Raw genomic sequence first — 25078 nt, forward strand, 5'->3', positions numbered from 1 at the left:
CGGAACGCTTGGCGCACTGCGTCATTCCTGTACAATCGAAGTCGACCCAAATCGTTTCGCAGGAGAAGTCCATGGACGTCAAAGCCTATATGCTGGAAGTCGGCCGCGCCGCGCGTGCCGCATCCCGCGCCATTGCCAAGGCTGACACTAACGTCAAGAACAAGGCTTTGCTCGTGATGGCCGACGCCATCGAGCGCGACAGCGCCAAGCTGATCGCCGCCAACGAGCAGGATCTCGCGCGTGCGCGCGCCAACGGCCTCGATACCGCCATGCTCGACCGCCTCACGCTGAACGCCAAGGGCGTCGCCAGCATGGCCGACGGCCTGCGCCAGATCGCCGCGCTGCCCGACCCGGTCGGCGAGATCGACGACATGAGCTACCGCCCGAGCGGCATTCAGCTCGGCAAGATGCGCGTGCCGCTAGGCGTCATCGGCATCATCTACGAAGCGCGTCCGAACGTGACGGCAGATGCTGCCGGCCTGTGCCTGAAGGCCGGCAACGCGGCGATTCTGCGTGGCGGCTCGGAGGCGATCGAATCCAACCGTGCCATCGCCGCCTGCGTGCGCGAAGGGCTGCAAGCCGTGGGCCTGCCGCAGACCGTGGTGCAGGTGGTGGAAACCACCGACCGCGCCGCCGTCGGCGAGTTGGTGACAATGCGGGACTATGTCGACGTGATCGTGCCGCGTGGCGGCAAGGGCCTGATCGAGCGCATCACCAACGAGGCGCGCGTGCCGGTGATCAAGCACCTGGACGGCGTGTGCCACGTCTATATCGACGACAAGGCCGACCTCGACAAGGCGATCCGCATCGCCGACAACGCCAAGACGCACCGCTACGGCACCTGCAACACGATGGAAACGCTGCTGGTGAACAAGGCGATTGCCGCGACCGTGCTGCCCAGGCTGGCCGACATCTACCTCACCAAAGGGGTGGAGCTGCGCGGCTGCCCGGCCTCGCGCGATCTGGTGCCGGCGATGAAGCCCGCGACCGAGGAAGACTGGAGCACCGAATACCTGGCGCCGATCCTGTCGGTGCGCGTGGTGGACGATGTCGACCAGGCGATCGACCACATCAACACCTATGGCTCGCAGCACACCGATGCCATCGTCACCGAAGACTACAGCCGCGCGCGCCGTTTCCTGCGCGAGGTCGATTCGGCCTCGGTCATGGTCAACGCCTCGACGCGCTTTGCCGACGGCTTCGAGTACGGCCTTGGCGCCGAGATCGGCATCTCGACCGACAAGATCCATGCCCGCGGCCCGGTCGGCCTCGAAGGGCTGACCAGCCAGAAGTGGGTGGTGTTCGGCGACGGCCAGATTCGCAGCTGAACGATGCCATCTCCGCTACAAGACGCCTGCCCCGAGCAGGCGTTTTGTTTTGGCGCGATTTAACAAGTCGGGTGGCGTGATCTACGCTCAGCGCGAGGGAGCCGCGATGCTAGTATCGGGCGAAACAATCAGGAGCAGACCATGGAACGATCCCCTCACACGCTTGGGCCCGCGCCGGCCCAGGTGGTGCGCGCCGGCGCACCGGCCACCGGGCGCTACAGCGGCCTCATCGAGCGCATCGACTGGCAGGGCCTGGCGGGGTCGTTCCGGCGCTCGGCATGGTGGAAGCGGTTTCATCACAAGCGCTGGCAATATGTCGGCATCGCGACCGAGCGTTGTTTCATCGGCCTCGCCATCGTCGACATCGGCTGGACCAACACCGCCTTCGCCTACCTGTTCGACCGCGAGCAGGGCAAGGTCATCGCCAGCTTCTCGCAGGATGGCCTGCCGGGGCTGACCGCGGGCGTGGCGGACCAGGCCGGGCCCGGCACCCTGTCTTGGTTCAAGCATACGGGTGGCTCGCTGCGTTACGAACATCTGGGCGGCACGCGCTATCGGCTGACGGCCTGGACCAAGGTCGGGCTGGAGATCGACGCGGAACTCGACAGCGCCGGCTGTGCGCCTTTCCTGCTGTCCATCGGCCCGATCGAGCAGGGCGGCTGCGCGCATGCCACGCAGAAATCACCGGCGCTGCGGGTGTCGGGTGTCGCGCGTGCCGGCGGCAAGCAGTTTGCCCTGGGCGGCGGCCATGCCAGCCTCGATTACTCGAACGGCCTGCTCGCACGTGACACGCAGTGGCGCTGGGCGTCGGCGCATACGCCGGCGGTCGGTTTCAATCTGCAGCAGGGGTATTTCGGCACCTACGAGAACATGCTGTGGCTCGACGGCGAGATGATCGCGACCGGCCCGGCCCGCTTCGAGTTCGACCCGGCGCGGCCGCTCGACCCGTGGACGGTGCGCACCGAGGATGACCTGATCAATCTGCGTTTCGAGCCCGAAGGCGCGCGCCAGGAAAGCAAGAACCTGCTGATCGCCGCCAGTTATTACATCCAGCCCATCGGGACGTTCAGCGGCTATGTGCGGGCGCACGAAGCCGGCCCCAAGCGCGAGGTGCAAGGCCTGCTCGGCGTGACCGAAGACCACCGATCCCGATGGTGATGTCGTAAGTTGTTGAATCGAAAAATATATTAATTGCAGTCCATTGACTCGCCGGTTTTGCTGACCTAATCCTTCAAGAGATAACTCTTTCTGGGGGGCAGGCCGTGAAAATCAATCATCCGGTGACTGATGAGGAGCGCTTCCTCAAACCCGGCGAGCCCGTTGTCACCAAGACCGATCTCAAGGGCGCCATCACCTACGCCAACCCGTCGTTTGTCGAGATCAGCGGCTTCAGCCTCGATGAGCTGATCGGCCGGAGCCACAACGTGGTGCGCCATCCCGACATGCCGCCCGAGGCGTTCGCCGATTTGTGGACGACGATCAAGCGCGGCCGGCCGTGGCATGCGCTGGTCAAGAACCGCTGCAAGGATGGCGCCTATTACTGGGTCGAGGCCTTCGTCACGCCGCTCAAGGAAAACGGCAAGACCGTCGGCTACATGTCGGTGCGCAATGCCCCCACGCGCGCCGATGTCGAAGCCGCCGCCACGCTGTATGCCGACATCCAGGCCAAGCGCGCGTCGATGCCGGTCTCGGCCAAGGCGCCGGGGCTGTCGCAGACGGCCATGACATGGTGCATGGCCGCAGCGCTGGCGTGCTGGTTCATCCTGCTCGGCCTTGCCCAGCAGCTGGGGGCGCCGCCACGCGTGCTGCTCGCCATGGCGCTGGTCGGTGCCGCGGCCAGCCTCGGTGGCGGCGGATGGCTGGCCAGCCGCACCTTGCTGCCGCTGCGATCGGTGATCGGCGCCCTGGACAAGATCAGCGAGGGCAACTTCAACTTCAGCCTCGACATTTCGCGTCGCGACGAATTCGGCCGGCTGATGGAGCGCGTCGAGGCCATGCGCATCAACCTGCGGGCGATCATTGCCGATGTGTTGCTTGCGGCAAAGCGGGTATCGGCGGAGGGGGAGCGTCTCGGTGGCGAGATTCATGCCATGCAGGAGTCGATGCTGATGCAGGCCGAGCGCATGCAGGCCATCACCTCGGCGCTGGAGCAGGTCAGTGTGTCTGTCGGCGAGATTTCCGACCACACCCGCACTTCGGCCATTGCAGCCGAGCAGGCGCAGGGCGCGGTGCGCAGCGGCGAGAGTAATGTGCGTGAGAGCATCGCCTCGGCAGAACGGCTGTCGTCGGTGATGAGCGAGTCGCGCCAGGCGATGCTGGAGCTCAACGACGCGACCCACAAGGTGGGCGAGATCGCCGGTGCGATCAAGGATATCGCCGAGCAGACCAACCTGCTGGCGCTCAATGCGGCGATCGAAGCGGCCCGGGCCGGCGAGCAGGGGCGCGGCTTCGCCGTGGTGGCGGACGAGGTGCGCAAGCTGGCCGAGCGGACGGCGGCCTCGACCAGTGACATCGCCAATACGGTCGGCAATATCCGCATCATCAACGATGTGGCCGTCGAGAGCATGAATTCAGCGGTGGAGGAGGTGCAGCACAGCTCGACCCGGATTGCCGAAACCGGCTCCTCGTTTGGCCTGATCGTCGACTCGACGCAGACGACGGTATCGCTTGCTTCGCAGGTGTCCGACATGCTGTCGCAGCAGAATGCGGCGACGACCGAAGTGGCGCAGAACATGTTCCGTATTTCCAGCATTGCCGAGCGTAATTCGGCCATCGTCAAGGAAGTCCAGTCCATCATGCAGTCGATGAACCAGACTGCGTTTGCACTGCGCCAGCTGGTCATGCAATTCGAGAAAAGCCTGTAAGGAAAACCCGCGATGAGCGTGGCGAGCCGCGCCCGCCCGCCACCGCTGCGGCAAGCCCTTGACTACTAGGGTATAATTGCGCGCATGCCCAGCTTGTCCCAGCCCGTCGGCGTTTTTGGCGGCACCTTCAATCCCATCCACTATGGCCATTTGCGCATCGCCCAGGAACTGGCCGATGCGGCGAGGCTTGAGCGGCTGCACCTGATTCCCACAGGGGAGCCGCCGCACCGCGACAGCCCGAGCGTGGAGAGCCGACACCGGCTCGCCATGGCAAGGCTGGCGGCGCAGGGCAACGCGGCTTTTCTGGTGGACGACCGCGAGGTGGCGCGTGACGGCTTGTGCTACACCGTCGACACGCTGACCGAATTGCGCGCGGAATATGGCCCGGAGCGGCCGCTGGTGCTGCTGGTCGGGGCCGATGCCTTCATCGGCTTTGCCTCATGGCGGCGTTGGCGCGAGCTGTTCGAGCTGGCCCATGTCGCCGTGGCGCATCGCCCCGGCGTGCTCACCTCGGCCTGGCAGGACGCGCTGCCGCCGGTGCTGCTGGCCGAGTTCGAGCGTCGCCTGACGCCCGACCGCAGCGCATTCGGCGAAGCGCCGGCCGGTGCCATCGTCACGCTGGGTGTGACACAACTGGACATCTCGTCCACCACGATTCGCCGCTACGTGGCGCAGCGCAAGAGCCCGCGCTATCTGTTGCCGGATGCCGTCGTGGACTACATTGAGCAACATCAGCTTTATCTCTAGAGAAAACATGAATACAGAACAACTGCAAAAACTGGCCATCGACGCACTCGAAGACGTCAAGGCCAAGGATATCGTCGTACTCGACGTCACCAAGCTCACCACGCTGTTCGAGATGCTGATCATCGCCAGCGGCGACTCCACCCGCCAGGTCAAGGCGCTTGCCAACAATGTCCGCGAAAAGATCAAGGAAGCCGGCGGCGAGGTGCTCAGCGTCGAAGGCGAACAGTCCGGCGAATGGGTGCTGGCCGACCTCGGCAGCATCGTCGTGCATGTGATGCAGCCCGCAGTGCGCGACTACTACAACCTCGAAGGCCTGTGGGGTGGGCAGAAGCCCGCTTACACGCCGGCACCGCGCATGTGGGGCCATGCCGAGTGAGGTTTGAGGCAGCCCGGGGGGCGCGGTAATGAAGCTGCAGATCGTCGCGGTCGGGCACAAGCAGCCGGACTGGGTCGAGCAGGGTTACGCCGAGTACGCCAAGCGCATGCCGCGCGAATGCAGTGTCGAGCTCAGGGAGATCAAGCCGGAGAAGCGCGTGGGCGGCAAGACCGCTGCCCAGGTGATGGCTGCCGAATGCACGCGCATCGAGGCGGCCCTGTCGCCCGCTTGTTTCCTGATCGCGCTCGACGAGCGTGGCGAGAACTGGACCACGCTCAAGCTTGCCGAGCAGATGAAGGGCTGGCTCGGCGCCGGGCGTGATGTCGCCTTCGTGATCGGCGGGGCGGATGGCCTCGATCCCGCCATCAAGCAGCGTGCCAACAAGCTGCTGCAACTGTCGGCCATGACCATGCCGCACGGCATGGTGCGCGTGCTGCTCGCCGAACAGCTCTACCGCGCCTGGTCGGTCATCAACAATCATCCTTACCATCGAGAATAATGCCAGACCGCGTCATCTACCTCGCCTCCGCCAGCCCGCGCCGCCGCGAGCTGCTTGCCCAGCTGGGCGTGCCGCTCGAAGTGATCCGCACCGATATCGACGAAACCCCCTTGCCCGGCGAGCTGCCGCGCGACTATACCGAGCGCCTGGCACGCGAGAAGGCCGAAGCCGGCTGGGCCATGCTGAACCGTTTCAACCTGCCGCATCGCCCGCTGCTGGCGGCTGATACCACCGTGGTACTGGGTGACGAGATCATCGGCAAACCCGCCGACCGGGCCGATGCGGCGGTGATCCTGCGCAAGCTGTCCGGCAGCGAGCATCAGGTGATCACCTCGGTCGCGCTGCGCGACGACAGCCGCTGCGAGCTCAGGACCTCGGTCAGCACGGTGCGCTTCAAGAAATTGAGCGAGGCTGAAATCGACGCCTATATCGCCACCGGCGAGCCGATGGACAAGGCCGGCGCGTACGGGATTCAAGGTTTCGCGGCAATCTTCATCGAGGAGATGCGCGGCAGCTTCACCGGCATCGTCGGTCTGCCGCTCCACGAGACTGCTTCGCTGCTGGCCGCTTTCGGGCGGCCCGTGCTATAAACGAGGCAGTCCATACAAACATACATGGCGAGCTCGACTCGCCATTTTTATGCCCCCATGAAAGAACAAATACTCATCAACCTGACTCCACAGGAAACCCGCGTCGCCATGATGTCGGAAGGCGTGGTGCAGGAAATCCACATGGAGCGTTCCGCCCAGTTGGGTCTCGTCGGCAACATCTACCTGGGGCAGGTGCGCCGGGTGCTGCCAGGCATGCAGTCGGCCTTCATCGAGATCGGCCTGGAGCGCGCGGCCTTCCTGCATATCGCTGACGTGATCGAACAGCGCCAGGCACCGGGCGAGCAACAACGCATCGAGAACCTGATGCATGAAGGCCAGACCGTGCTGGTGCAGGTGATCAAGGACCCGATCGGCACCAAGGGTGCACGGCTGTCGACGCAGATCAGCATCGCCGGCCGTTTTCTCGTGCACCTGCCGCAGGAGAACCATATCGGCATCTCGCAGCGCATCGTCGATGAAGAGGAGCGCGAGCACCTGCGCGAACGCCTCGATGCCCTGCTGCCCAAGGAATCGAGCCACGGCTACATCATCCGTACCAGCGCCGAGACGGCCGGCGACGACGAGCTGCAGGCCGACATCGACTACCTGTCGCGCATCTGGGAAGACATCCGCCAGAAGGCGCGCTCGATGCCGCCGCAGAGCCTGCTGTACCAGGACCTGAGCCTGGCATTCCGGGTGCTGCGCGATTTCGTCGACGAAGAGACGGAACGCATCATCATCGACTCGCGCGAGACCCACGGCAAGATGGTGGAGTTCGCCGACGCCTATGTGCACAACGTGGTGGACCGGCTGCAGCATTACACCGGCGATCGCCCGCTGTTCGAGCTGTATGGCGTCGAGGCCGAGATCGAGCGTGCGCTGTCGCGCCGGGTCAACCTCAAGTTCGGCGGCTACCTGATCATCGATCAGACCGAGGCGCTGACGACGATCGACGTCAACACCGGCGGCTTTGTTGGCACGCGCAGCTTTGACGAGACGATCTTCAAGACCAACCTCGAGGCCACCCAGGTGATCGCGCGCCAGCTCCGGCTGCGCAACCTCGGCGGCATCATCATCATCGACTTCATCGACATGGAGTCCGACGAGCATCGCCAGGCCGTGCTGTCTGAGCTCAGCAAGGCCTTGTCCAAGGACCGCACCAAGATCACCGTCAACGGCTTCACCAGCCTGGGCCTGGTCGAGCTCACGCGCAAGCGCACGCGAGAGAGCCTGGCGCACCAGCTCTGCCAGCCGTGTCCGACCTGTCAGGGGCGTGGCGAGATCAAGACTGCGCAGACCGTGTGCTACGAGATCCTGCGCGAGATCGTGCGCGAGGCGCGCCAGTACAATGCCAAGGAATACCGCATTCTGGCGGCGCAGAGCGTGATCGACATGTTTCTCGACGAAGAGTCGCAGAGCCTCGCGCAGCTGGCCGATTTCATTGGCAAGCCGATCTCGATGCAGGTCGAAACCGCCTACACGCAGGAACAGTTCGACGTGGTATTGATGTAACACGCCGCAGGTAAGCTGCCTGGTTTCATCCAGATGAGCCGATACGGTGAACCAGGAAAGCCCCTTCAAAGGCCAGACGGGCCTCAAGCGTGTATGGAATGCGCTGTTTTATTCGATCGATGGCCTGCGCGCCGCCTACCGTGGCGAGGCAGCCTTCCGCCAGCTCTCGTGGATGGCGTTGGTGCTGGTGCCGTTGGCGCTGTGGCTCGACGTGGGCCGGCAGGAGAAGGCGCTGCTGATCGGCAGCGTGCTGTTGTCGCTGATCATCGAGCTGCTGAATTCGGCGATCGAAGCGGCGATCGACCGCATCTCGCTCGAACGCCATGAGTTGTCCAAGCGCGCGAAGGACATGGGCAGCGCCGCGCAGCTGGTCGGGCTGGTGTCGATCGGCAGCGTGTGGTCGTTGATCTTGCTGAAATAGGAGACGCGCCGATGAGCACGGTCCGTTTACGCCACCTGGTGCTGTTCCGTTTTCTGCCCGAGTTGGCGGATGACGAGGTGGCGAGCCTGGTGGCTGCATTTCTGGCGCTGCCGGCGCACATCCCCGAGGTGCTGTCATTCGAGCATGGAGGCAACGAGAGCCCGGAAGGGCTCGATCACGGCTACACCCATGCCTTCACGCTCGGATTTGCCGATGCCGCATCGCGCGACCGCTATCTCGCCCACCCTGCGCACCAGGCTTTCGTCGCGCGGGTTCAGCCCAGGCTGGAACAGGCGCTGGTGTTCGACTACACGCTACGCTAGGGATGGCCGGACCGGCGGCGCAACCGGCCTGCCGGCGCGAAGACAGACCCGCTTTCTCGTCGAACGGGCCCGCTACGCGTATTGAGAACCGAGCCTCCGTTCCCTCTTTCCTGCCAGGCTGACGGCGGATGCCCGGGCCCGGCAGGCGGCCAACGGCCGCCTTCAAGGGCAATCAGGCGGGCACCGTTGCCGCCAGGTTCTGCGGCTGGCTGGCCGACGATTTGCAATGCACCTCGATCCAGCTTGCGAGGTCGGCGTACACCTCGGCATTGTTGGTCTCGTTCAGCAGCTCGTGGCGCCCACCCTTGTACAGCTTGACGCTGACGTCGGCCATGCCGGCCGCCTGATAGCGCCTGGCGAGCTGCTTCATGCCGAGGCCGCCCATGCTGGTCGGGTCCTTGGTGCCGGCGACGAGCAGGGCGGGCAGGCCGCGCGGCAGCGTGCTGCCATCGATTTCGGCGCATTCGGCATCGATGATCCCGCCGAACATGTCGACCCACAGCTGCGCGCTGCAGTCGAAGCCGCACAGCGGGTCGGCAAGATAGGCGTCAACCTGCTTGCTGTCGCGGGACAGCCAGTCGAAAGCGGTGCGGGTCGGCAGGAATTGCAGATTGAAGGTGCCGAAACTGAGCCTGGCCATCAGTTTGCTGGGCTTGCGTGTCCCGATGCGCCGGGCGTCCCAGCGTGCGATCGATCGGGCCAGCTTGGCGATGCCGCCATAACGCACGCCAGTGGCGGAAACAATGACCGCCGCCAGGGTGCTGGCATGTTTGAGCACGTAGGCACGGGTGATGAAGGAGCCCATGCTGTGGCCGAGCAGGGTGATCGGCAGCTGTGGCTGAAGCCTGGCGATCTCCCGGTTGACCTGGTGAACGTCGGCGACCACCTTGTTCCAGCCGTCGCTGTCGGCATAATGGCCGACTACTTCTCCATTGCTGACGGACTGGCCGTGCCCGCGATGGTCGTGAGCATAGACGGCGATGCCGCGCTGGCTCAGGTATTGCGCAAAATCGCGGTAGCGCAGGCAGTGCTCTGCCATGCCATGCGAGATTTGCAGCACACAGCGCACGTTGCCGTGCTCCGGCAGCCATTCGACCGCAAAAATGCGGTGGCCGTCGGCGGCTTGCAGGGTGAATTGGCGTTCCTTCATCGTTCTCTCCGGGCGTTTCTCTTTTATATTGTTATTTTCGAATACGAATATACTCGAAAAATAATAGTGATCATCATGCCATTATCGCATTGGCATGGCGAAACGCAATGGTGAAAAACAATGAAGATTGAATCTTCTATAGGTGCCGGTATTCCCGCACGATGGCTTGCTGCCGCCGGCTGATCGGCAGGCGCTCGCTGGTGGCGCCGATCAGGGCCACCCAGTGGCCTTCGCCCTCGGCCGTGGTGGCGCGTTCGAAGCCGGAAATGGCCGGCCGCGACACCAGGCAGTTGCGGTGGATGCGCACGAAATCATCGGGAAATTCCTGTTCCAGGTGGGTCAGCGATTCTTCCAGCAGGTATTCGCGCTCGGCCGTCCGCAAGGTCACGTACTTGAGTTCGGCCTTGAGGTAGAGGATGTCCTTGACCGGCACCAGGATCACCTTGCCGCGTTCCGATACGCTGAGGAACTGGCGGCTTTTCCTGTCCAGGTTCTTCAGCGCGGGCGGCGCAACGGCGAACTTGTTGGCCTTGTTCAGCGCGGCCTCCAGGCGCTCGGCGCGGATCGGCTTGAGCAGGTAGTCGACGGCGTTGACCTCGAAGGCCTGCAGCGCGAATTGGTCATAGGCGGTGGTGAAGATCACAGCCGGCGGGTGGGGCAGCTTCTGCATGTGCTGCGCCAGCTCGATCCCCGACATGCCCGGCATGCGGATATCGAGCAGGGCGACATCGGCCTCGTGCTCGTTGAGCCAGTCGAGCGCCTGCGCGCCGGTGCTGGCTTCGCCTGCGAAGACCACGGGCAGGGCTTCGGCGCAGTCCGCGATCAGGTCCTTCAGGCGGCTGCGTGCCGGCTGTTCGTCATCGACGATGAAAACTCGGGTGCTCATTGTTATTCTCGGTAAGGCAGCATGATGTGTACTTGATAATAGTTGCTGCCGATCGTCGTTGTCAGGCTGGCCTCGGCATCGAAGAACAGCGCCAGGCGTTCGCGGATGTTGTTCATGGCCATCTTGTTGCCCTCGTGATGGCTGCCGCTATTGGCGGTATAAGGGTTGCGGATGTCGATGTGCACCTCGTCGCGCGAGCGGTAGGCATTGACGCTGACGATGCCGGGATGCTCGCTGGGCTCGATGCCATGATAGACCGCATTCTCGAGCAGCGGCTGGATCACCAGCGGCGGAATCTTCGCATTCGTCGGCGCCTTGTCGGTGTGCCACTCCACCTGCAGCCGCTCGCCGAGCCGCAGCTGCTCGATCGCCAGATAGTTGCGCGACAGTTCGAGTTCACGGCCGAGCGGCGACAGCTGATTGTTATCGGCCATCACCACGCGGAACAGGTCGGCCAGATCTTCCAGCGCCCGCTCGGCCACGCGCGGCTGGCTGCGGATCAGGCTCAGCACCGCGTTGAGCGAATTGAACAGGAAGTGTGGGCGGATGCGTGCCTGCAAGGCCTGTAGCCGTGCTTCGGCCAGAGCCGGGGAGAGCGCGCGGTTGCGCAGATGGAAATATTCGAGCAGTGCCGCGCTGCCAGCCAGCGCGTACAGTGCCGCACGCACCGAGCGTTCGCCGCCGAGCCCGTCGCGCTCCCCGAGCATGGCGACGACGGCAAGGGTGGCCGTTAGGCAGGTTGCCATGACGGCCAGCACGCCGCTGCGGTAGCTCAGGCGATGCAGTTGGCGGTCGAGCAGCAATAGCAGCACCAGGGTGACCAGCAACGCGGGCTGCAGCAGTGCCGAGAACTGGGTGAAGATGCGCGCGAAATCGGCGAAGCGCTCGCTCACCGCCAGCGCCGCCAGCATGGCCGCCAGGTTGACGGCGAGCAGGACGCGCAACTGCGTGCCGAGATTGCGGAAGTCCGGCAGGGCATCGGGCACGCGATTGGGCCCGATAGACGCCTGTCCAGGGTTCTTATTTCGGGTGTTTTGGTCGATAATTGTCATCTTTTCAATTTTGTACAGGGTGAACCCCATATGCAAGCCAGCAACCTGGATAACCGCGACAAGGCGTGGTCCGGCCGGTTTTCCGAGCCGATGTCGGAACTCTTGAAGCGTTATAACGCATCGGTCGGGTTCGACAAGCGTCTGGCGGAGTTCGACATCCAGGGCTCGCTTGCCCATGCCAAGATGCTCAACAAGGTCGGCGTGCTGTCGAACGATGACTTGGCGGCGATCGAGCGCGGCATGGCCGAGATTCTGGCCGATATCCGCGAAGGGCGCTTCGACTGGTCGGTTGACCTCGAAGATGTACACCTCAATATCGAGAAGCGCCTGACCGACAAGGTCGGCGACGCCGGCAAGCGCCTGCACACGGGCCGCTCGCGCAACGACCAGGTGGCGACCGACATCCGCCTCTACGTGCGCGACGCGATCGACCAGATCGTGCCCTTGATCCGTGCCGTGCAGACCTCCCTGGTCGACCTGGCCGAGCAGAACGCCGATACCGTAATGCCGGGCTTCACCCACCTGCAGGTCGCGCAGCCGGTGACCTTTGGCCACCACCTGCTGGCCTACTTCGAGATGCTCGAACGCGATGCCGAACGCTTCACCGATGCGCGTCGGCGCGTCAACCGCATGCCGCTGGGCTCGGCCGCGCTGGCCGGCACCAGCTACCCGATCGAGCGTGCCTACACTGCCGAGCTGCTGGGCTTCGAGCAGGTCAGCCGCAATTCACTCGACGCCGTGTCCGACCGCGACTTCGCGATCGAATTCACCGCTGCCGCGTCGCTCGTGATGATGCACTTGTCGCGCCTGTCCGAAGAACTGATCCTGTGGATGAGCCCGCGTTTCGGCTTCATCGACATCGCCGACCGCTTCTGTACCGGTAGTTCGATCATGCCGCAGAAGAAGAATCCCGACGTCGCCGAGCTGGCACGCGGCAAGTCCGGCCGCGTGTTCGGCCACCTGATGGGCTTGCTGACGCTGATGAAGGGCCAGCCGCTGACCTACAACAAGGACAATCAGGAAGACAAGGAGCCGCTGTTCGACACCGTCGACACGCTGACGATCACGCTGAGCATCTACGCCGACATGATGCGCGGCATCACGGTCAAGAAAGAAGCGATGCGTGCCGCCGCGCTACAGGGCTTCGCCACCGCGACCGATCTCGCCGACTATCTGGTCAAGCGCGGCCTGCCGTTCCGCGATGCGCACGAAACGGTCGCCCGCGCCGTGCGCTTTGCCGAGCAGAAGGGCTGCGACCTGGCTGACCTGAGCCTGGCGGAGCTGCAGGCTTTCCATGCGTCGATCGAGCAGGATGTCTTTGCGGTGCTGACGCTCGAAGGCTCGCTGAACAGCCGCAACCACATCGGCGGCACCGCGCCGGCGCAAGTGCGCGCTGCGGTCGTCGAGGCACGCCGCCTGCTGGGGCTATGAGCCCCAAGCTCGCCTGGACGTGAGCGAGTGATGAAGTGATGTGACGTAAACCGGGCCGGCTCTTGCCGGCCTGGCTGTTTCCGGAGGGAGCGATGCAACTGATCTGGCAATGCAAGCCGTTCTCGGCGCTATCGACTGACGAACTCTACGATCTCATGGTGCTGCGGCAGCGCGTATTCGTGCTCGAGCAGGCCTGCCTCTACCTCGACGCGGATGGCAAGGATAAACACGCCTATCACCTGATGGGGCGGGACGAAGATGGCGCATTACAGGGTTATGCGCGCCTGCTGCCGGCCGGGGCCAGCTACCCCGACCCATCGTTCGGCCGCGTCGTGACGGCGCCCGAGGCGCGTGGTCTGGGCCTTGGCCATGCGCTCGCGGGCGAGATCATGGCCTGCATGGCGCGACTGTTCCCGGCGCAGGCCATCACCATCGGCGCACAGGCACATCTGCAGGGATTCTACGGGGGATATGGGTTTGTTGCGGTGGGGGCGGTGTACCTGGAAGATGGTATTCCCCACCTGGACATGCGCTGGCAGCGGGCACCGTGATTCACGGTGCCTGCAAGCCGATCAACGACGGTGGAACGGTGCGGGCGCCGGCGCGCCAGACGGACGTTCGTCCTTGTGGCGGAAGCTGATGCGGCCCTTGGTCAGGTCGTAAGGCGACATTTCGACGGTGACACGGTCACCGGCGAGCACGCGGATGCGGTGCTTCTTCATCTTGCCCGAGGCATAGGCCGAGATTTCGTGGCCGTTGGTGAGCGTGACGCGAAAACGGGTGTCGGGTAGGACTTCGGATACGACGCCTTCCAGTTCGATTACTTCTTCTTTTGCCATGTGGCGAATCTCCTGTATGGATGGGCACCCGCTGCAACAGCCATCTGTTGCCGGATGCCGCGCACCTGGCGTCTCTGGGACAAAGGCCAATGATCCGATGGAGCCCCAATGGGCATCGGCAGCACAGCCAGAATGCGGTTGAAAAAACGGAAGCCGTCTAGATGGCCAACACGAAACGACGGTGAAGAGACAGCTGGCGGGGCGCAGACAGGTACAGGCAAGCCCAAGTACCTCTAAGCACCCAATTATACAGGATTTTCAGGCCACTGGCCCGTGTCGCCCGCTGGTGATGCAATGCAACACCAGCCGACGCCGCCTCAATCGGCGCTGCGTGCGGCGGGCCGCGCGGGCCATGGCCGCCAGCCATTGCCGATGACGCCCGTGGTGAGCGCCGTACCGAGCAATACCACGCCGCCGCCCGCGAACATCGCCGTGGTGACCGGCTCGGCGAGCCACAGCACGCCCCAGAGCGAGGCAAACAGCGGGATCAGGAAAGTCACGCTGATTGCCTTGGCCGGGCCGAGCCGGGCGATCAGGCGGAAATACAGTACATAGGCGATGCCGGTGCAGAACACGCCGAGCAGGATTGCCGCGGTCCAGGCGGTCGTCGTCGGTGCCTGCGCCGGCCACCACCACCAGGCGAACGGTGCCAGCACGAGGGCGGAGCTCAGCTGGGTGCCCGTGGCGATAGCGAGTGCCGGCACGCCGGTCAGGTAGCGCTTGGTGTGATTGGCTGCAATGCCATACATCAATGTCGCGCTCAGGCAGGCCACGATGGCCAGGCCCGATCCGCCGGGCTTGAACGACACCTTGCCCCACACCAGCACCACGATACCGCTGAAACCGACCAGCAGGCCGACGATGCGCAGCCAGCTGAGCTTGTCCTTGAGCCACAGCCAGCCTACCAGTGCACCGAACATCGGCGTCGTGGCATTGAGTATCGAGGTGAAACCGGCCGTGATCGACAGCGTGGCATAGGCAAAGCAGATAAAAGGCAGGGCCGAGTTGAGCAGCCCCACCACGAGCATGAGGCCGGGAGATGCCACGAGGGGCTGCAGGCCGCCGCGCCAGGCGAGCAGCGGCAGCAGGCAGGCCGTCGCGACCGCCACCCGCACTGCAATCAGTGGCACAGGCCCGAACACCGGCGCGGCAATGCGCATGAACAGGAAGGAGGCGCCCCACAGGGCGGCGAGCAGCAATAGTTCGATCAGGTCGGCTGGCTTCATGGCGGCTGGCATGGGTTCACATAATGGGTGGCAGGATGGGGCTTGTCCGGCAGCGCTATTCACCCCGCGCATGGCGTGGCAGATAGCCCTCCAGCGTCAGCAGCGCGGTCTTTCTGCCGAGGCCGCCGGCATAGCCGGTCAGCGAGCCGTCGCTGCCGACGATACGGTGGCACGGAATGATGACGGACAGCGGGTTGCGCCCCGTGGCGCTGCCAGCGGCGCGGATGGCGCGGGGCGCCTCGACCGTGTCGGCCAGCTGGCGGTAGCTGATGGCCGCCCCCGGGGCGATGCTGGCGATCGCCCGCCACACCCGCTGCTGAAACGCCGTACCGGCGCTCAGGTCGAGCGGCAGGTCGAACTGCCGGGCCTCGCCCGCAAAATAGCTCGCCAATTGCTCGGCTGCCTGCCGGAAGACGGGCAATGTGCCGTCTTCGCGCCAATCCGCCGCAATCTCGGGCTGGTAGCGTTGCCCGACGAAATAGCAGCCGCAAAGCGCGTCACTACCGGTCAGCAGCATGGGCCCGAGCGGGCTGTTCACATAGGTATAGCGCATGATTTGTTCTCCTGTTTGTGCGGCCCCGAGGGCTGGCGGCAAGCGTTCGGGCTCATCGATCTGCCGTATCCGCACCGTCTGCTGTGGCCAGGCTGGCCCACAGGTGCATCACGGCATAGGCCCGCCATGGGCGCCAGGCTTCGGCCTGCGCCAGCATCTCGCGTGGCGCCATGCCGCCCATTGCCTTGCGCACCGCCACATCTCCCGGAAGGAAGGCATCGGGCCAGGACAGCGCACGCATCGCGATGTAGTGGGCGGTCCAGCCACCAATGCCGGGCAGCGCTGTCAGCGCGGTGAGCGTGCGTTCGACATCGGCGTGCGGCAGCAGCGCCAGCTGCCCGTCCGCGACTGCCCTGGCCAGAGCTAGGATGGCCCGTGCACGCGCACCGACGATGCCGAGTGAGGCAATGTCGCTTTCGCTGGCCACGGCCACCTCGGCCGCAGTCGGGAAGACAGCGGCGAGTGCCGGCCACGGCGTCGCGATCGCGCTGCCGAAACGGCTGGCAAAGCGCCCGGCCAGTGTGCGCGCCGCCTTGACCGTGACCTGCTGCCCGAGAATCGCACGCACGGCCATCTCGAAGCCATCGAATGCACCGGGCAGGCGCAAGCCGGGGCGCGGCTCGGCCAGCGGGCCCAGCGCGGCGGCCACCTCGTCGGGCTGGCAGGCGAGATCGAACAGCCGCTTGACCCGGCCGAGCAGCAGCGGAATGGCGCCGGCCAGGCTGGCCGACAGCTGGACCTCCAGCACCGGCCGCTGCGTCGCAGCCTTGACGCTCAGCCAGCCGGTAAGGAGGTGGCCGCCGCGTTCCAGCCTGACCGTGCGGCGGTAGCCGTCGGCCTCGCCTTGTTCGACGCCGGGGATGGCCCGCGCCGAGAGGAAGGCGAACATCTGCGCCGTAGCGTAAGGCGGGCGATAGCCCAGCTCGAAACGCAGGCTGTCGACGGCCTGCGACGTGTCGATGCTGCGACGGAACTGGCTGGGGTTGAGTCGATAGCGCTCGACGAACAGCTTGTTGAAGCGGCGGATGCTGCCGAAGCCCGCCGCCAGGGCGACATCGGTGACGGGCAAGGCGGTGTCGGTCAGCAGGCGCTTGGCGAGCAGCAGGCGCTGCGTCTGGGCGTAGGCGATCGGGCTCACGCCGAATTCGGCAAGAAACACGCGCCTCAGGTGACGGTCGGTCACACCCATGCGCTCGGCGAGCGTGGCAAGGCTGTCATCGTTCAAGCTGCCATCTTCGATGTGGTTTGCGGCGAGCCGGGCCAGCCGTGCCGGCGCATCAACGCTCGCCAGCCCCGGCGCCAGTTCGGGCCGGCAGCGCAGGCAAGGTCGGAAACCACAGGACTCGGCCGCCGCCGCGCTCGGGAAAAACCGGCAGTTCGCGGCTTTCGGCGTCTTGACTGTGCACACCGGGCGGCAATAGATGCCGGTCGATGTCACGCCGACAAAGAAGCGGCCGTCGAAGCGGTGGTCGTGGGTGAGCAGGGCCTGATAACAGGCGCTTGGATCAAGTAGCATTGGCGCCATTATGAGCCCGGCACCCGGGAATTACTCGCCGTTTTCGGACGTCGAAATTAGGTGGCGCAAGTCAGCTGCCGGATCACTGCGAACACGTCGGGCCGGGAAACAGAAAGGCCGGCAGAGCCGACCTTTTTGGGGGGAGGGAAGCGCCTTATTCGTCCGCTTCGGCACTTTTCTTGCGTTTCTTCGATTGTGCCCGCAAGGCGACTTCAAATGCCGTGCGTGCCCAGTTCATCAGCAGTTCCCGGTCTTCGAGCACTTCTTCCGGCAAGGGATAGTAGGACATGCTCGCGCTCGTGCCGTCCTTCTTCTCGTAAGTGAACGGCCCGAGGTTGTGTTCTTCGTAGTCGGGACGGGTATGGTCGTCGACCTTGAAGTACAGGGTCTCGTCGGTCACGATGGCGAAGCAGGTGCCATCGAGATAAATACCGAAACCGCCGAACATCGCACGCGAGGTGACGGTGCCGAGCGGGGCAAGCTGTTCCTTGATGTGTTCGACGTATTCGCTGTAGGCGGCCATGATCAGAGCCCCAGACGCTGCCAGACGGTGGAGACGGCGCCCGCCGCATTCAGGGTGTAGAAGTGCAGGCCCGGTGCGCCGCCGCTGAGCAGGCGGTCGCACAGGTCGGTGACCACGTCGAGGCCGAGTGCGCGGATCGACGCCATGTCATCGCCGTAGCTCTGCAGCTTGAGCCTGAGCCAGCGTGGGATCTCGGCACCACAGGCGTCGGAGAAACGGGCGAGCTGGCTGAAGTTGTTGATCGGCATGATGCCGGGCACGACGGGGATGTCGACGCCGCGGAAACGCACTTCGTCGACGAAGGCGAAGTAGGCGTCGGCATTGAAGAAATACTGGGTGATCGCCGAGCTTGCACCAGCCTTGGCCTTGCGTTCGAAATTGGCCAGGTCGTCGAGTGCTGAGCGTGCCTGCGGATGGTATTCGGGATAGGCCGCAATCTCGATGTGGAACCAGTCGCCATGTTCGGCCCGGATGAACTCGACCAGCTCGTTGGCGTAGCGGAATTCGCCGAATTCGACCATGCCGGACGGGATGTCGCCGCGCAGCGCGACGATGCGCTTGATGCCGTGCTCACGGTAGGCATTGAGCAGCGCGCGCACATTGTCTTTGGTCGAGCCGATGCAGGACAGATGGGGAGCGGCATCAAAGCCTTCGCACTGGATTTCCAGCACCGTGTCCATCGTGCCCTGCTGGGTCGTGCCGCCGGCGCCGAAGGTGACCGAAAAGAACTGTGGCTTGAACTGGGCCAGTTGTTTGCGCGTGTTGCGCAGCTTGTCGGTGCCTTCCGGCGTCTTGGGGGGGAAAAACTCGAAGCTGAAAGTAGGATGGTTCATCTTGCGTGCGGCGAAGTCATGGCAAATTGTGCCCGATGTTACACCAAGCCGTATGGCCGCGGCTTGAATTCTCGGCATCCTGACATGAGGCGGGCTCATCGCCCGCCATCGTCCACATCAGGCCTGCATCACCATTTGCGCAGATTGGCCGAGCCGGTGTTGGCGATCGCCCAGATGCCGGGTAGGTTGACCACCGACATGATGCGCACGTTGTCCGTCAGGTTGAGCCAGGCGCCGTGCTGGGCCGGGAAGTTTTCGTTCGGGTTGGTGGCCGGGTAGAGCAGGTTGTCGACCTTGCTGAACGACACCCAGAAGTCGCGCGTGGAGGTGTCGTATTGAGGGTAGTTCTTCAAGCCGGCAAGCAGGTCGAATGCGCCAATCTGGTTGGGGCCGCCCAGGCCGGGGATAAAGCCGGGAATGCCACTGTGATCGACCGTGCCGGGGCGGTACATGTTCTGTTGGTCGGCGGGCGCGCAGCGGCCCAGGCCGGCGGTGCGGCCGACGCAGAGCGCGTCGGTGAACATCAGGCCCTTGTTGGGCGAGATGACGATCGGGTCCAGACCCAGGATCGGGTTCGAGGTCGAGTCGAGCAGGCCCGGCAAGTGTGCGAGTACGGCGTCGCCTTCGGCACGGCGGCCGTAGTTGTTCGAGGTGATCGTGGCTATGCCGCCGGGCGGGAAGCCGTTGAGTATCGGCGTCTTCACTTGCGATGTGACGAAGCCGCGGCCGGAGCCGATCCGGAAGTTGACGCCGAAGATGCCGTCCATTTCCTCGAAGCCGACGCGGAAGCCGAGAATCTCCTTCTCGCCGTTGGGGTTGTCCTTGTGCGCGATTTCGATATAGGGCTTGCCCAGGTGAAACGGGTGGTAGGCGCCGGTCTGGTTGCCGAACAGGTCCGGGTCGCGCCAGCCCGTCCACTTGATGTTGTCCTGCTTGATGTCGTAGTCCGACACGCTCTGGTAGGTCTCGTTGACGTAGCCGCCGGGTGCCGAGTCATCGCGCTTCTTGCGTATGCCGTTGTCGGTATAGCCACCCAGCCACATCTTGCCGACGTCCATGTCGACGTCGATATCGGCGCCGATGCGCAGCTTGGTGAAATTGATCGGGCCTGTGATCTGCATTTCCTGGCCGGTGGTGGGGTCCTTGTAGACGGGCCAGCCGTCGATCTTGAAGTTTTCTTCAAACGTGCGGCCGGTGGCAGGGTCGATATAGCTGGAATGGGTGGTCCTGTCCTTGGCCAGCTCGCGCCACTTGTTATCGTAGGAAATCCAGTCGTTCTTCCAGTCGGCGACGAAATGCTGGGGTGCCTGCGTGAAGGTGGTATTCACAATTTCGAACATGGCCTGGCCGCGCACGGAAGAGAGATCCTCGTCGTCGAGCGAAACCATGCCGGCATGGGCCTGGGTGCAGAGAGCCAATACAGGTGCAACGGACAGAAGTGGGGCGAAATATTTCACATTGCACCTATTGCTGTTCATAACTGAAAAAATATTGATCAATTTTGTTTATAAGACGTTAACAAAATTGTCGAACAATTAAATCATGTTGCTATCATAGAGTAAAAGCTCGTGATTTTCAATTGTCATATTTAACTGAATTGGCATATGTCATAGGCAACAAAAAAGCGCCTTGCGGCGCTTTTTCGTGTCGACGGTGACAGGCTTAGTAGCGGTAGTGGTCCGGCTTGTAGGGGCCGTCCTTGGGTAGGCTCAGGTAGTTTGACTGCTCGTCCGTCAGTGTCGTCAGCTTGGCGCCGATGCGGCCCAGGTGCAGGCGGGCAACCTTCTCGTCGAGATGTTTCGGCAGCACGTAAACCTGGTTCTGGTATTGATCGCCACGCGTGAACAGCTCGATCTGCGCCAGTGTCTGGTTGGTGAAGGAGTTGGACATCACGAAGCTCGGGTGGCCGGTTGCGCAGCCGAGATTCACCAGGCGGCCTTCGGCCAGCAGGATGATGCGCTTGCCGTCCGGGAAGATGATGTGGTCGACCTGGGGCTTGATGTTCTCCCATTCATACTGGCGCAGGCTGGCGACTTCGATTTCGCTGTCGAAGTGGCCGATGTTGCAGACGATGGCCTGGTCGCGCATGGCCTTGAGGTGGGCGTGGTTGATCACGTTCACGTTACCGGTGGCGGTGACAAAAATATCGGCCTGCGGTGCCGCTTCGTCCATGGTGACGACGCGGTAGCCTTCCATGGCGGCCTGCAGCGCGCAGATCGGGTCGATCTCGGTCACCCAGACGGTGGCGCCAAGGCCGCGCAACGACTGCGCGCAGCCCTTGCCCACGTCGCCATAGCCGGCCACGATGGCGATCTTGCCGGCCACCATCACGTCGGTTGCGCGCTTGATGCCGTCGACCAGCGATTCACGGCAGCCGTACAGGTTATCGAACTTGGACTTGGTGACCGAGTCGTTGACGTTGATTGCAGGGAAGGGCAGCGAGCCGTCAGCGGCCATCTGGTACAGGCGCTTGACACCGGTGGTGGTTTCTTCGGTCACGCCCTGGATGCCAGCGAGCTGCTTGGCGTACCAGCCGGGCTGCTCGGCGTTGCGCTTCTTGATCGCGGCGAACAGGACCTTCTCTTCCTCGTTGGTCGGGTTGGCGACCAGTGCCGGGTTCTTCTCGGCCTTGGCGCCGAGGATCAGCAGCAGGGTGGCGTCGCCACCGTCGTCGAGGATCATGTTGGCGCCTTCGCCCGGCCATTCGAAGATCTTGTGGCTGTAGTCCCAGTATTCTTCGAGCGACTCGCCCTTGTAGGCGAATACGGGAATGCCGGCGGCGGCGATTGCGGCGGCGGCGTGGTCCTGCGTCGAGAAGATGTTGCACGATGCCCAGCGGACTTCGGCGCCGAGCGCGACCAGCGTCTCGATCAGCACGGCGGTCTGGATCGTCATGTGCAGCGAGCCGGTAATGCGCGCGCCCTTGAGCGGCTTGGCCTCGCCGAACTCGCGGCGCACGGCCATCAGGCCGGGCATCTCGGTTTCGGCAATGCGGATTTCCTTGCGGCCCCAGTCGGCCAGGGAAAGGTCGGCGATCTTGTAATCGGTAACGTTGGTATCAGCCACAGCGTGAACTCCTTAATCGGTAAATTCGTCCGAAATAAGAACCTTGCCGCACCTTGCGGCGGGCAAGTTCTAAAGCATGTGGCCGGGGGAGGGATGCAGACTCACCTGAAAGGCCTTGGGGGCCTTATGCATCCCGTGCCCGGCACGGGTTTTGTCAGGTGAGCGCGGTTGTTCGAATACCGAGCCTGGGGTGGCGACACCTCGCAGCGCTCCTCGGAAGTGCGGGATTATATCGCCGCCAAAAATAAAGCGCGACTTTCGCCGCGCTTTATTGGTCCTGGCCAGCGGCGCATGCGCCGACACGATCAGAACAGCTGCTTGCCGACCCACCAGCCAATGGCCGAAATGACGGCGCTTGCCGGGATGGTTAGAATCCACGCCCAGACGATGCCGCCCGCCACGCCCCAGCGTACCGCCGAGAAGCGCCGCGCGGCGCCGACACCGACGATGGCGCCGGTGATCGTGTGCGTGGTGGAGACCGGGATACCCAAGGCCGATGCGATGAACAGCGTGATCGCACCGCCGCTTTCGGCGCAGAAACCGCCGACGGGCTTCAGCTCGGTGATGCGCTGGCCCATGGTGCGCACGATACGCCAGCCGCCGAGCATGGTGCCGGCGGCAATCGCACCGTAGCAGGCAATGATCACCCACACCGGCACATCCTGCTGCGCGGTCGACATGCCCGCTGAGATCAGGATCAGCCAGATGATGCCGATGGTCTTCTGCGCATCGTTGCCGCCGTGGCCCAGGCTGTACATGCCGGCCGACAACAGCTGCAGGCGCCTGAACCAGCGGTCGACCTGGCCGGGGCGCTGGCGGAAGCAGGCCCAGGATGTGGCAATCATGATCAGCGCGCCGAGGAAGAAGCCTAGGATAGGCGACACGAAGATGAAGGTGACGGTCTTGAGGATGCCGCTCGAAATCAGCGCGCTCGGGCCCACCTTGGCCAACGCCGCCCCCACCAGGCCGCCGATCAGAGCGTGCGACGACGAGGACGGGATACCGTAGTACCAGGTGATGATGTTCCAGGCGATGGCGCCGATCAACGCGCCGAACAGCACGTACTGATCGACGATGCTCGGATCGATGGTGCCCTTGCCGATGGTGGCGGCCACCTTCAGGTGGAAAATGAAGATGGCGATGAAGTTGAAGCAGGCCGCCCACAGCACCGCATGCTGCGGCCGCAGGACGCCGGTGGACACGATGGTGGCGATCGAGTTGGCCGCATCGTGAAAGCCGTTCATGAAGTCGAATGCGAGCGCCAGCAGGACCAGCAGCACGACAACCGACAGGTGGATTTCCAAACCAGTCATGAAAACCTCACCCGGCTCAGGCGTTCTCGAGGACGATGCCCTCGACGGTATTGGCAACCGACATGCAGCGATCGGTGATGGTTTCCAGCAGCTCGTAGATGGCCTTGTGCTTGATCAGCTCGCGCACATCCTGTTCGTCGCGGAACAGGCGGGAAATCGCGCCGCGCATCACGCGGTCGGCATCGCCCTCGAGCTTGTCGATGTCCTTACAGGTCTTGAGGATGTCCTGCGCATGCTTGCCCGGCTCGTGCAGCAGGCCGACAGCGGCCCTGACGCGGTCCACCGCCGACAGGCTGATTTCGGACAGCTGCTTCATGTCCGGCGTGGCGCGGCGCACGTCGTACATGGTGATGGTCTGGGCGATGCTGTGAACCACGTCGACGATGTCGTCCATCGAGTTGATCAGCTGGTGGATTTCGTTGCGGTCGAGCGGGGTGATGAAGGTCTTGTTGAGCAGGATGACGGTATCGTGCGTCAAGCTGTCTGCCCGGTGTTCGGCGGATTCGATGGACTGAACAGTGGCCTCGATCGTGCGCGCGTCGCCGCCGAGCTGGTCCATCAGGGTAACGAGTTTCTGTGCGCCCAGAACGATCTGTTCTGCGTGGGCGTTGAAGAGGTCGAAGAACTTGCCCTCTTGAGGCATGAAGCGTGCGAACATGGCGAGGCCCAATGTTACAAAAAGGTGAAATTTTAACATGGCTGCATCGTTATGCTCTTGTGAAACGATGCCGAGCCGATTGTTTATTGGCTGATTTATAGTGTGGGATCAAGTCACTGGCAAAGAAAAACGGGGCAAACTGCCCCGTATTCCATGCTGTGTCCGGCGCCTTGATTACAGGCCGGCGTCGGCGCGCAGAGCCTCGGCCTTGTCGGTGCGTTCCCAGCTGAAATCCGGCTCTTCGCGGCCGAAGTGGCCGTAAGCCGCCGTGCGGGTATAGACCGGGCGCAGCAGGTCGAGCATCTGCACGATGCCCTTGGGGCGCAGGTCGAAGTGCTTGTTGATGAGCGCGACGATCTGGTCGTTGCTGAGCTTGGACGTGCCCCAGGTGTCGACCATGATCGACACCGGCTTCGATACGCCGATCGCGTAGCTGACCTGCACCATGCACTGCTTGGCGATGCCGGCAGCGACGATGTTCTTGGCGACATAGCGGCCGGCATAGGCGGCCGAACGGTCGACCTTGGACGGATCCTTGCCCGAGAAGGCGCCGCCGCCGTGCGGTGCTGCGCCGCCGTAGGTGTCGACGATGATCTTGCGGCCGGTCAGGCCGCAGTCGCCCATCGGGCCGCCGATGACGAAACGGCCGGTCGGGTTGATCAGGAAGCGGGTGCCCTTCAGCCACTCGGACGGGATCACCGGCTTGATGATCTCCTCGATCACGGCTTCGGACAGCTGCGCGTGGGAGATATCCGGGTGGTGCTGGGTCGAGATGACGACGGTGTCGACTTCTTCGATCTTGCCGGTCTCGTTGTCGTAACGGATGGTGACTTGCGATTTCGCATCGGGGCGCAGCCAGGGCAGGCGGCCATCCTTGCGCAACTCGCTCTGGCGTTGCATCAGTCGGTGTGCGTAATAGATCGGGGCGGGCATCAGCTGCGGGGTTTCATCGCAGGCGTAGCCGAACATCAGGCCCTGGTCGCCGGCGCCCTGGTCGAGGTCGAGGCCCTGGCCTTCGTTCACGCCCTGGGCTATGTCGGGCGACTGCTTGTCGTAGGCGACGAGCACGGCGCAGGTCTTGTAGTCGAATCCGATGTCGGAATGGTCGTAGCCGATGCGCCTGATCGTGTCGCGCGCGATCTGGATGTAATCGACGTTTGCATGCGTGGTGATTTCACCCGCCAGCACGACGAGGCCGGTATTCACCAGGGTCTCGGCGGCGACACGCGCATGCTTGTCCTGCGCCAGGATGGCGTCGAGGATGGAATCGGAAATCTGGTCGGCAACTTTGTCCGGATGGCCTTCGGAGACCGATTCGGAGGTAAACAGAAACGTGTCACTCATGATTGGCGTGTCGCTCTCACAATGTAGT

Annotated in this window: 26 protein-coding genes and 1 riboswitch; of the genes, 12 read left to right on the forward strand and 14 right to left on the reverse strand. The window is 63.7% G+C overall.

Annotation, left to right across the window (positions count from 1 at the left end; genetic code table 11):
* Positions 1 to 23 precede the first annotated feature (23 nt).
* From ABWL39_RS17375 to ABWL39_RS17420, 10 genes are all read left to right on the forward strand, one after another.
* Entirely contained in the window at positions 24 to 1328 is a 1305-nt protein-coding gene (locus tag ABWL39_RS17375; RefSeq protein WP_367794342.1) for a glutamate-5-semialdehyde dehydrogenase, read from the forward strand.
* A 141-nt stretch (positions 1329 to 1469) separates the two neighbouring features.
* Positions 1470 to 2486 carry a DUF2804 domain-containing protein gene (locus ABWL39_RS17380; RefSeq protein WP_367794217.1) on the forward strand — a complete coding sequence of 339 codons (1017 nt, stop codon included), beginning with the start codon at positions 1470 to 1472 and terminating at the stop codon, positions 2484 to 2486.
* A gap of 104 nt (positions 2487 to 2590) precedes the next feature.
* Positions 2591 to 4192 carry a methyl-accepting chemotaxis protein gene (locus tag ABWL39_RS17385; protein WP_367794220.1) on the forward strand — a complete coding sequence of 534 codons (1602 nt, stop codon included), beginning with the start codon at positions 2591 to 2593 and terminating at the stop codon, positions 4190 to 4192.
* Positions 4193 to 4276: 84 nt separating this feature from the next.
* Positions 4277 to 4939, forward strand: a complete 663-nt coding sequence (gene nadD / locus ABWL39_RS17390; protein ID WP_367794223.1) for a nicotinate-nucleotide adenylyltransferase — start codon at positions 4277 to 4279, stop codon at positions 4937 to 4939.
* A gap of 7 nt (positions 4940 to 4946) precedes the next feature.
* Positions 4947 to 5315 carry a ribosome silencing factor gene (gene rsfS / locus ABWL39_RS17395; protein ID WP_367794226.1) on the forward strand — a complete coding sequence of 123 codons (369 nt, stop codon included), beginning with the start codon at positions 4947 to 4949 and terminating at the stop codon, positions 5313 to 5315.
* Between the two features lie 28 nt (positions 5316 to 5343).
* Positions 5344 to 5814 carry a 23S rRNA (pseudouridine(1915)-N(3))-methyltransferase RlmH gene (gene rlmH / locus ABWL39_RS17400; protein ID WP_367794229.1) on the forward strand — a complete coding sequence of 157 codons (471 nt, stop codon included), beginning with the start codon at positions 5344 to 5346 and terminating at the stop codon, positions 5812 to 5814.
* Positions 5814 to 6404, forward strand: coding sequence for a nucleoside triphosphate pyrophosphatase (locus ABWL39_RS17405; RefSeq protein WP_367794232.1), 591 nt, complete (start codon positions 5814 to 5816; stop codon positions 6402 to 6404). Before rlmH ends, ABWL39_RS17405 begins: the two co-directional genes overlap by 1 nt.
* A gap of 57 nt (positions 6405 to 6461) precedes the next feature.
* A complete protein-coding gene (gene rng / locus ABWL39_RS17410) occupies positions 6462 to 7916 on the forward strand; it encodes a ribonuclease G (protein WP_367794235.1) in 1455 nt (484 codons plus the stop codon).
* 46 nt (positions 7917 to 7962) lie between these two features.
* Positions 7963 to 8337, forward strand: a complete 375-nt coding sequence (locus ABWL39_RS17415) for a diacylglycerol kinase (RefSeq protein WP_367794238.1) — start codon at positions 7963 to 7965, stop codon at positions 8335 to 8337.
* Positions 8338 to 8348: 11 nt separating this feature from the next.
* Positions 8349 to 8660, forward strand: a complete 312-nt coding sequence (locus ABWL39_RS17420; RefSeq protein ID WP_367794241.1) for a Dabb family protein — start codon at positions 8349 to 8351, stop codon at positions 8658 to 8660.
* Between the two features lie 172 nt (positions 8661 to 8832).
* Here the strand turns inward: ABWL39_RS17420 and ABWL39_RS17425 are convergent, their stop codons facing one another.
* The 3 genes from ABWL39_RS17425 to ABWL39_RS17435 form a co-directional block, all read right to left on the reverse strand.
* Positions 8833 to 9810: a lysophospholipase gene (locus ABWL39_RS17425; RefSeq protein WP_367794244.1), complete on the reverse strand. Its 978-nt coding sequence runs from the start codon at positions 9808 to 9810 to the stop codon at positions 8833 to 8835.
* Between the two features lie 136 nt (positions 9811 to 9946).
* Positions 9947 to 10696 carry a LytR/AlgR family response regulator transcription factor gene (locus ABWL39_RS17430; protein WP_367794247.1) on the reverse strand — a complete coding sequence of 250 codons (750 nt, stop codon included), beginning with the start codon at positions 10694 to 10696 and terminating at the stop codon, positions 9947 to 9949.
* Between the two features lie 2 nt (positions 10697 to 10698).
* Positions 10699 to 11682 (reverse strand): sensor histidine kinase, encoded by a 984-nt coding sequence (locus ABWL39_RS17435; protein WP_367794249.1) that lies wholly within the window; start codon positions 11680 to 11682, stop codon positions 10699 to 10701.
* A gap of 96 nt (positions 11683 to 11778) precedes the next feature.
* Between ABWL39_RS17435 and argH the strand changes: the two genes are divergently transcribed.
* Both argH and ABWL39_RS17445 read left to right on the forward strand, forming a co-directional pair.
* Complete coding sequence (gene argH, locus ABWL39_RS17440) at positions 11779 to 13179, forward strand: argininosuccinate lyase (protein WP_367794251.1); 1401 nt, start codon at positions 11779 to 11781, stop codon at positions 13177 to 13179.
* A 92-nt stretch (positions 13180 to 13271) separates the two neighbouring features.
* Positions 13272 to 13730, forward strand: a complete 459-nt coding sequence (locus ABWL39_RS17445) for a GNAT family N-acetyltransferase (protein ID WP_367794253.1) — start codon at positions 13272 to 13274, stop codon at positions 13728 to 13730.
* 21 nt (positions 13731 to 13751) lie between these two features.
* On the opposite strand, the gene infA is transcribed toward ABWL39_RS17445, so the two are convergent.
* The 11 genes from infA to metK form a co-directional block, all read right to left on the reverse strand.
* On the reverse strand, positions 13752 to 14018 hold the full coding sequence (gene infA, locus ABWL39_RS17450; RefSeq protein ID WP_367794254.1) for a translation initiation factor IF-1: 267 nt from the start codon (positions 14016 to 14018) through the stop codon (positions 13752 to 13754).
* A gap of 317 nt (positions 14019 to 14335) precedes the next feature.
* Positions 14336 to 15244 carry a DMT family transporter gene (locus tag ABWL39_RS17455; protein WP_367794256.1) on the reverse strand — a complete coding sequence of 303 codons (909 nt, stop codon included), beginning with the start codon at positions 15242 to 15244 and terminating at the stop codon, positions 14336 to 14338.
* Between the two features lie 55 nt (positions 15245 to 15299).
* The gene (locus ABWL39_RS17460) at positions 15300 to 15797 is read right to left on the reverse strand and encodes a methylated-DNA--[protein]-cysteine S-methyltransferase (protein WP_367794258.1); all 498 of its coding nucleotides are present in this window, start codon (positions 15795 to 15797) and stop codon (positions 15300 to 15302) included.
* A 52-nt stretch (positions 15798 to 15849) separates the two neighbouring features.
* Entirely contained in the window at positions 15850 to 17313 is a 1464-nt protein-coding gene (gene alkA / locus ABWL39_RS17465; RefSeq protein ID WP_367794259.1) for a DNA-3-methyladenine glycosylase 2, read from the reverse strand.
* 154 nt (positions 17314 to 17467) lie between these two features.
* On the reverse strand, positions 17468 to 17836 hold the full coding sequence (locus tag ABWL39_RS17470) for a TfoX/Sxy family protein (RefSeq protein WP_367794261.1): 369 nt from the start codon (positions 17834 to 17836) through the stop codon (positions 17468 to 17470).
* A gap of 2 nt (positions 17837 to 17838) precedes the next feature.
* On the reverse strand, positions 17839 to 18669 hold the full coding sequence (metF, locus tag ABWL39_RS17475; protein ID WP_367794264.1) for a methylenetetrahydrofolate reductase [NAD(P)H]: 831 nt from the start codon (positions 18667 to 18669) through the stop codon (positions 17839 to 17841).
* Positions 18670 to 18797: 128 nt separating this feature from the next.
* Positions 18798 to 20087 (reverse strand): hypothetical protein, encoded by a 1290-nt coding sequence (locus ABWL39_RS17480; protein ID WP_367794267.1) that lies wholly within the window; start codon positions 20085 to 20087, stop codon positions 18798 to 18800.
* A gap of 244 nt (positions 20088 to 20331) precedes the next feature.
* On the reverse strand, positions 20332 to 21735 hold the full coding sequence (gene ahcY / locus ABWL39_RS17485) for an adenosylhomocysteinase (RefSeq protein ID WP_367794270.1): 1404 nt from the start codon (positions 21733 to 21735) through the stop codon (positions 20332 to 20334).
* Between the two features lie 153 nt (positions 21736 to 21888).
* Positions 21889 to 21956, reverse strand: a riboswitch (S-adenosyl-L-homocysteine riboswitch).
* 84 nt (positions 21957 to 22040) lie between these two features.
* Entirely contained in the window at positions 22041 to 23048 is a 1008-nt protein-coding gene (locus ABWL39_RS17490) for an anion permease (RefSeq protein ID WP_367794273.1), read from the reverse strand.
* 16 nt (positions 23049 to 23064) lie between these two features.
* Positions 23065 to 23706: a DUF47 domain-containing protein gene (locus tag ABWL39_RS17495; protein ID WP_367794276.1), complete on the reverse strand. Its 642-nt coding sequence runs from the start codon at positions 23704 to 23706 to the stop codon at positions 23065 to 23067.
* Between the two features lie 174 nt (positions 23707 to 23880).
* Positions 23881 to 25050, reverse strand: a complete 1170-nt coding sequence (gene metK, locus ABWL39_RS17500; protein WP_367794279.1) for a methionine adenosyltransferase — start codon at positions 25048 to 25050, stop codon at positions 23881 to 23883.
* Positions 25051 to 25078: the final 28 nt, after the last annotated feature.

The organism is Chitinivorax sp. PXF-14, assembly GCF_040812015.1.
Lineage (GTDB): Bacteria > Pseudomonadota > Gammaproteobacteria > Burkholderiales > SCOH01 > JBFNXJ01.

Coding starts and splice junctions, on each gene's coding strand:
- ABWL39_RS17460 (WP_367794258.1), bottom strand. CDS start 15,797: ATGCGCTATACCTATGTGAACAGCCCGCTCGGGCCCATGCTGCTGACC.
- ABWL39_RS17470 (WP_367794261.1), bottom strand. CDS start 17,836: ATGGCCGCCTACAGCGAATACGTCGAACACATCAAGGAACAGCTTGCC.
- ABWL39_RS17495 (WP_367794276.1), bottom strand. CDS start 23,706: ATGTTCGCACGCTTCATGCCTCAAGAGGGCAAGTTCTTCGACCTCTTC.
- rsfS (WP_367794226.1), top strand. CDS start 4,947: ATGAATACAGAACAACTGCAAAAACTGGCCATCGACGCACTCGAAGAC.
- rlmH (WP_367794229.1), top strand. CDS start 5,344: ATGAAGCTGCAGATCGTCGCGGTCGGGCACAAGCAGCCGGACTGGGTC.
- ABWL39_RS17455 (WP_367794256.1), bottom strand. CDS start 15,244: ATGAAGCCAGCCGACCTGATCGAACTATTGCTGCTCGCCGCCCTGTGG.
- ABWL39_RS17380 (WP_367794217.1), top strand. CDS start 1,470: ATGGAACGATCCCCTCACACGCTTGGGCCCGCGCCGGCCCAGGTGGTG.
- alkA (WP_367794259.1), bottom strand. CDS start 17,313: ATGCTACTTGATCCAAGCGCCTGTTATCAGGCCCTGCTCACCCACGAC.
- nadD (WP_367794223.1), top strand. CDS start 4,277: ATGCCCAGCTTGTCCCAGCCCGTCGGCGTTTTTGGCGGCACCTTCAAT.
- ABWL39_RS17490 (WP_367794273.1), bottom strand. CDS start 23,048: ATGACTGGTTTGGAAATCCACCTGTCGGTTGTCGTGCTGCTGGTCCTG.
- argH (WP_367794251.1), top strand. CDS start 11,779: ATGCAAGCCAGCAACCTGGATAACCGCGACAAGGCGTGGTCCGGCCGG.
- rng (WP_367794235.1), top strand. CDS start 6,462: ATGAAAGAACAAATACTCATCAACCTGACTCCACAGGAAACCCGCGTC.
- ABWL39_RS17445 (WP_367794253.1), top strand. CDS start 13,272: ATGCAACTGATCTGGCAATGCAAGCCGTTCTCGGCGCTATCGACTGAC.
- ABWL39_RS17405 (WP_367794232.1), top strand. CDS start 5,814: ATGCCAGACCGCGTCATCTACCTCGCCTCCGCCAGCCCGCGCCGCCGC.
- ABWL39_RS17425 (WP_367794244.1), bottom strand. CDS start 9,810: ATGAAGGAACGCCAATTCACCCTGCAAGCCGCCGACGGCCACCGCATT.
- metK (WP_367794279.1), bottom strand. CDS start 25,050: ATGAGTGACACGTTTCTGTTTACCTCCGAATCGGTCTCCGAAGGCCAT.
- metF (WP_367794264.1), bottom strand. CDS start 18,669: ATGAACCATCCTACTTTCAGCTTCGAGTTTTTCCCCCCCAAGACGCCG.
- ABWL39_RS17420 (WP_367794241.1), top strand. CDS start 8,349: ATGAGCACGGTCCGTTTACGCCACCTGGTGCTGTTCCGTTTTCTGCCC.
- infA (WP_367794254.1), bottom strand. CDS start 14,018: ATGGCAAAAGAAGAAGTAATCGAACTGGAAGGCGTCGTATCCGAAGTC.
- ABWL39_RS17430 (WP_367794247.1), bottom strand. CDS start 10,696: ATGAGCACCCGAGTTTTCATCGTCGATGACGAACAGCCGGCACGCAGC.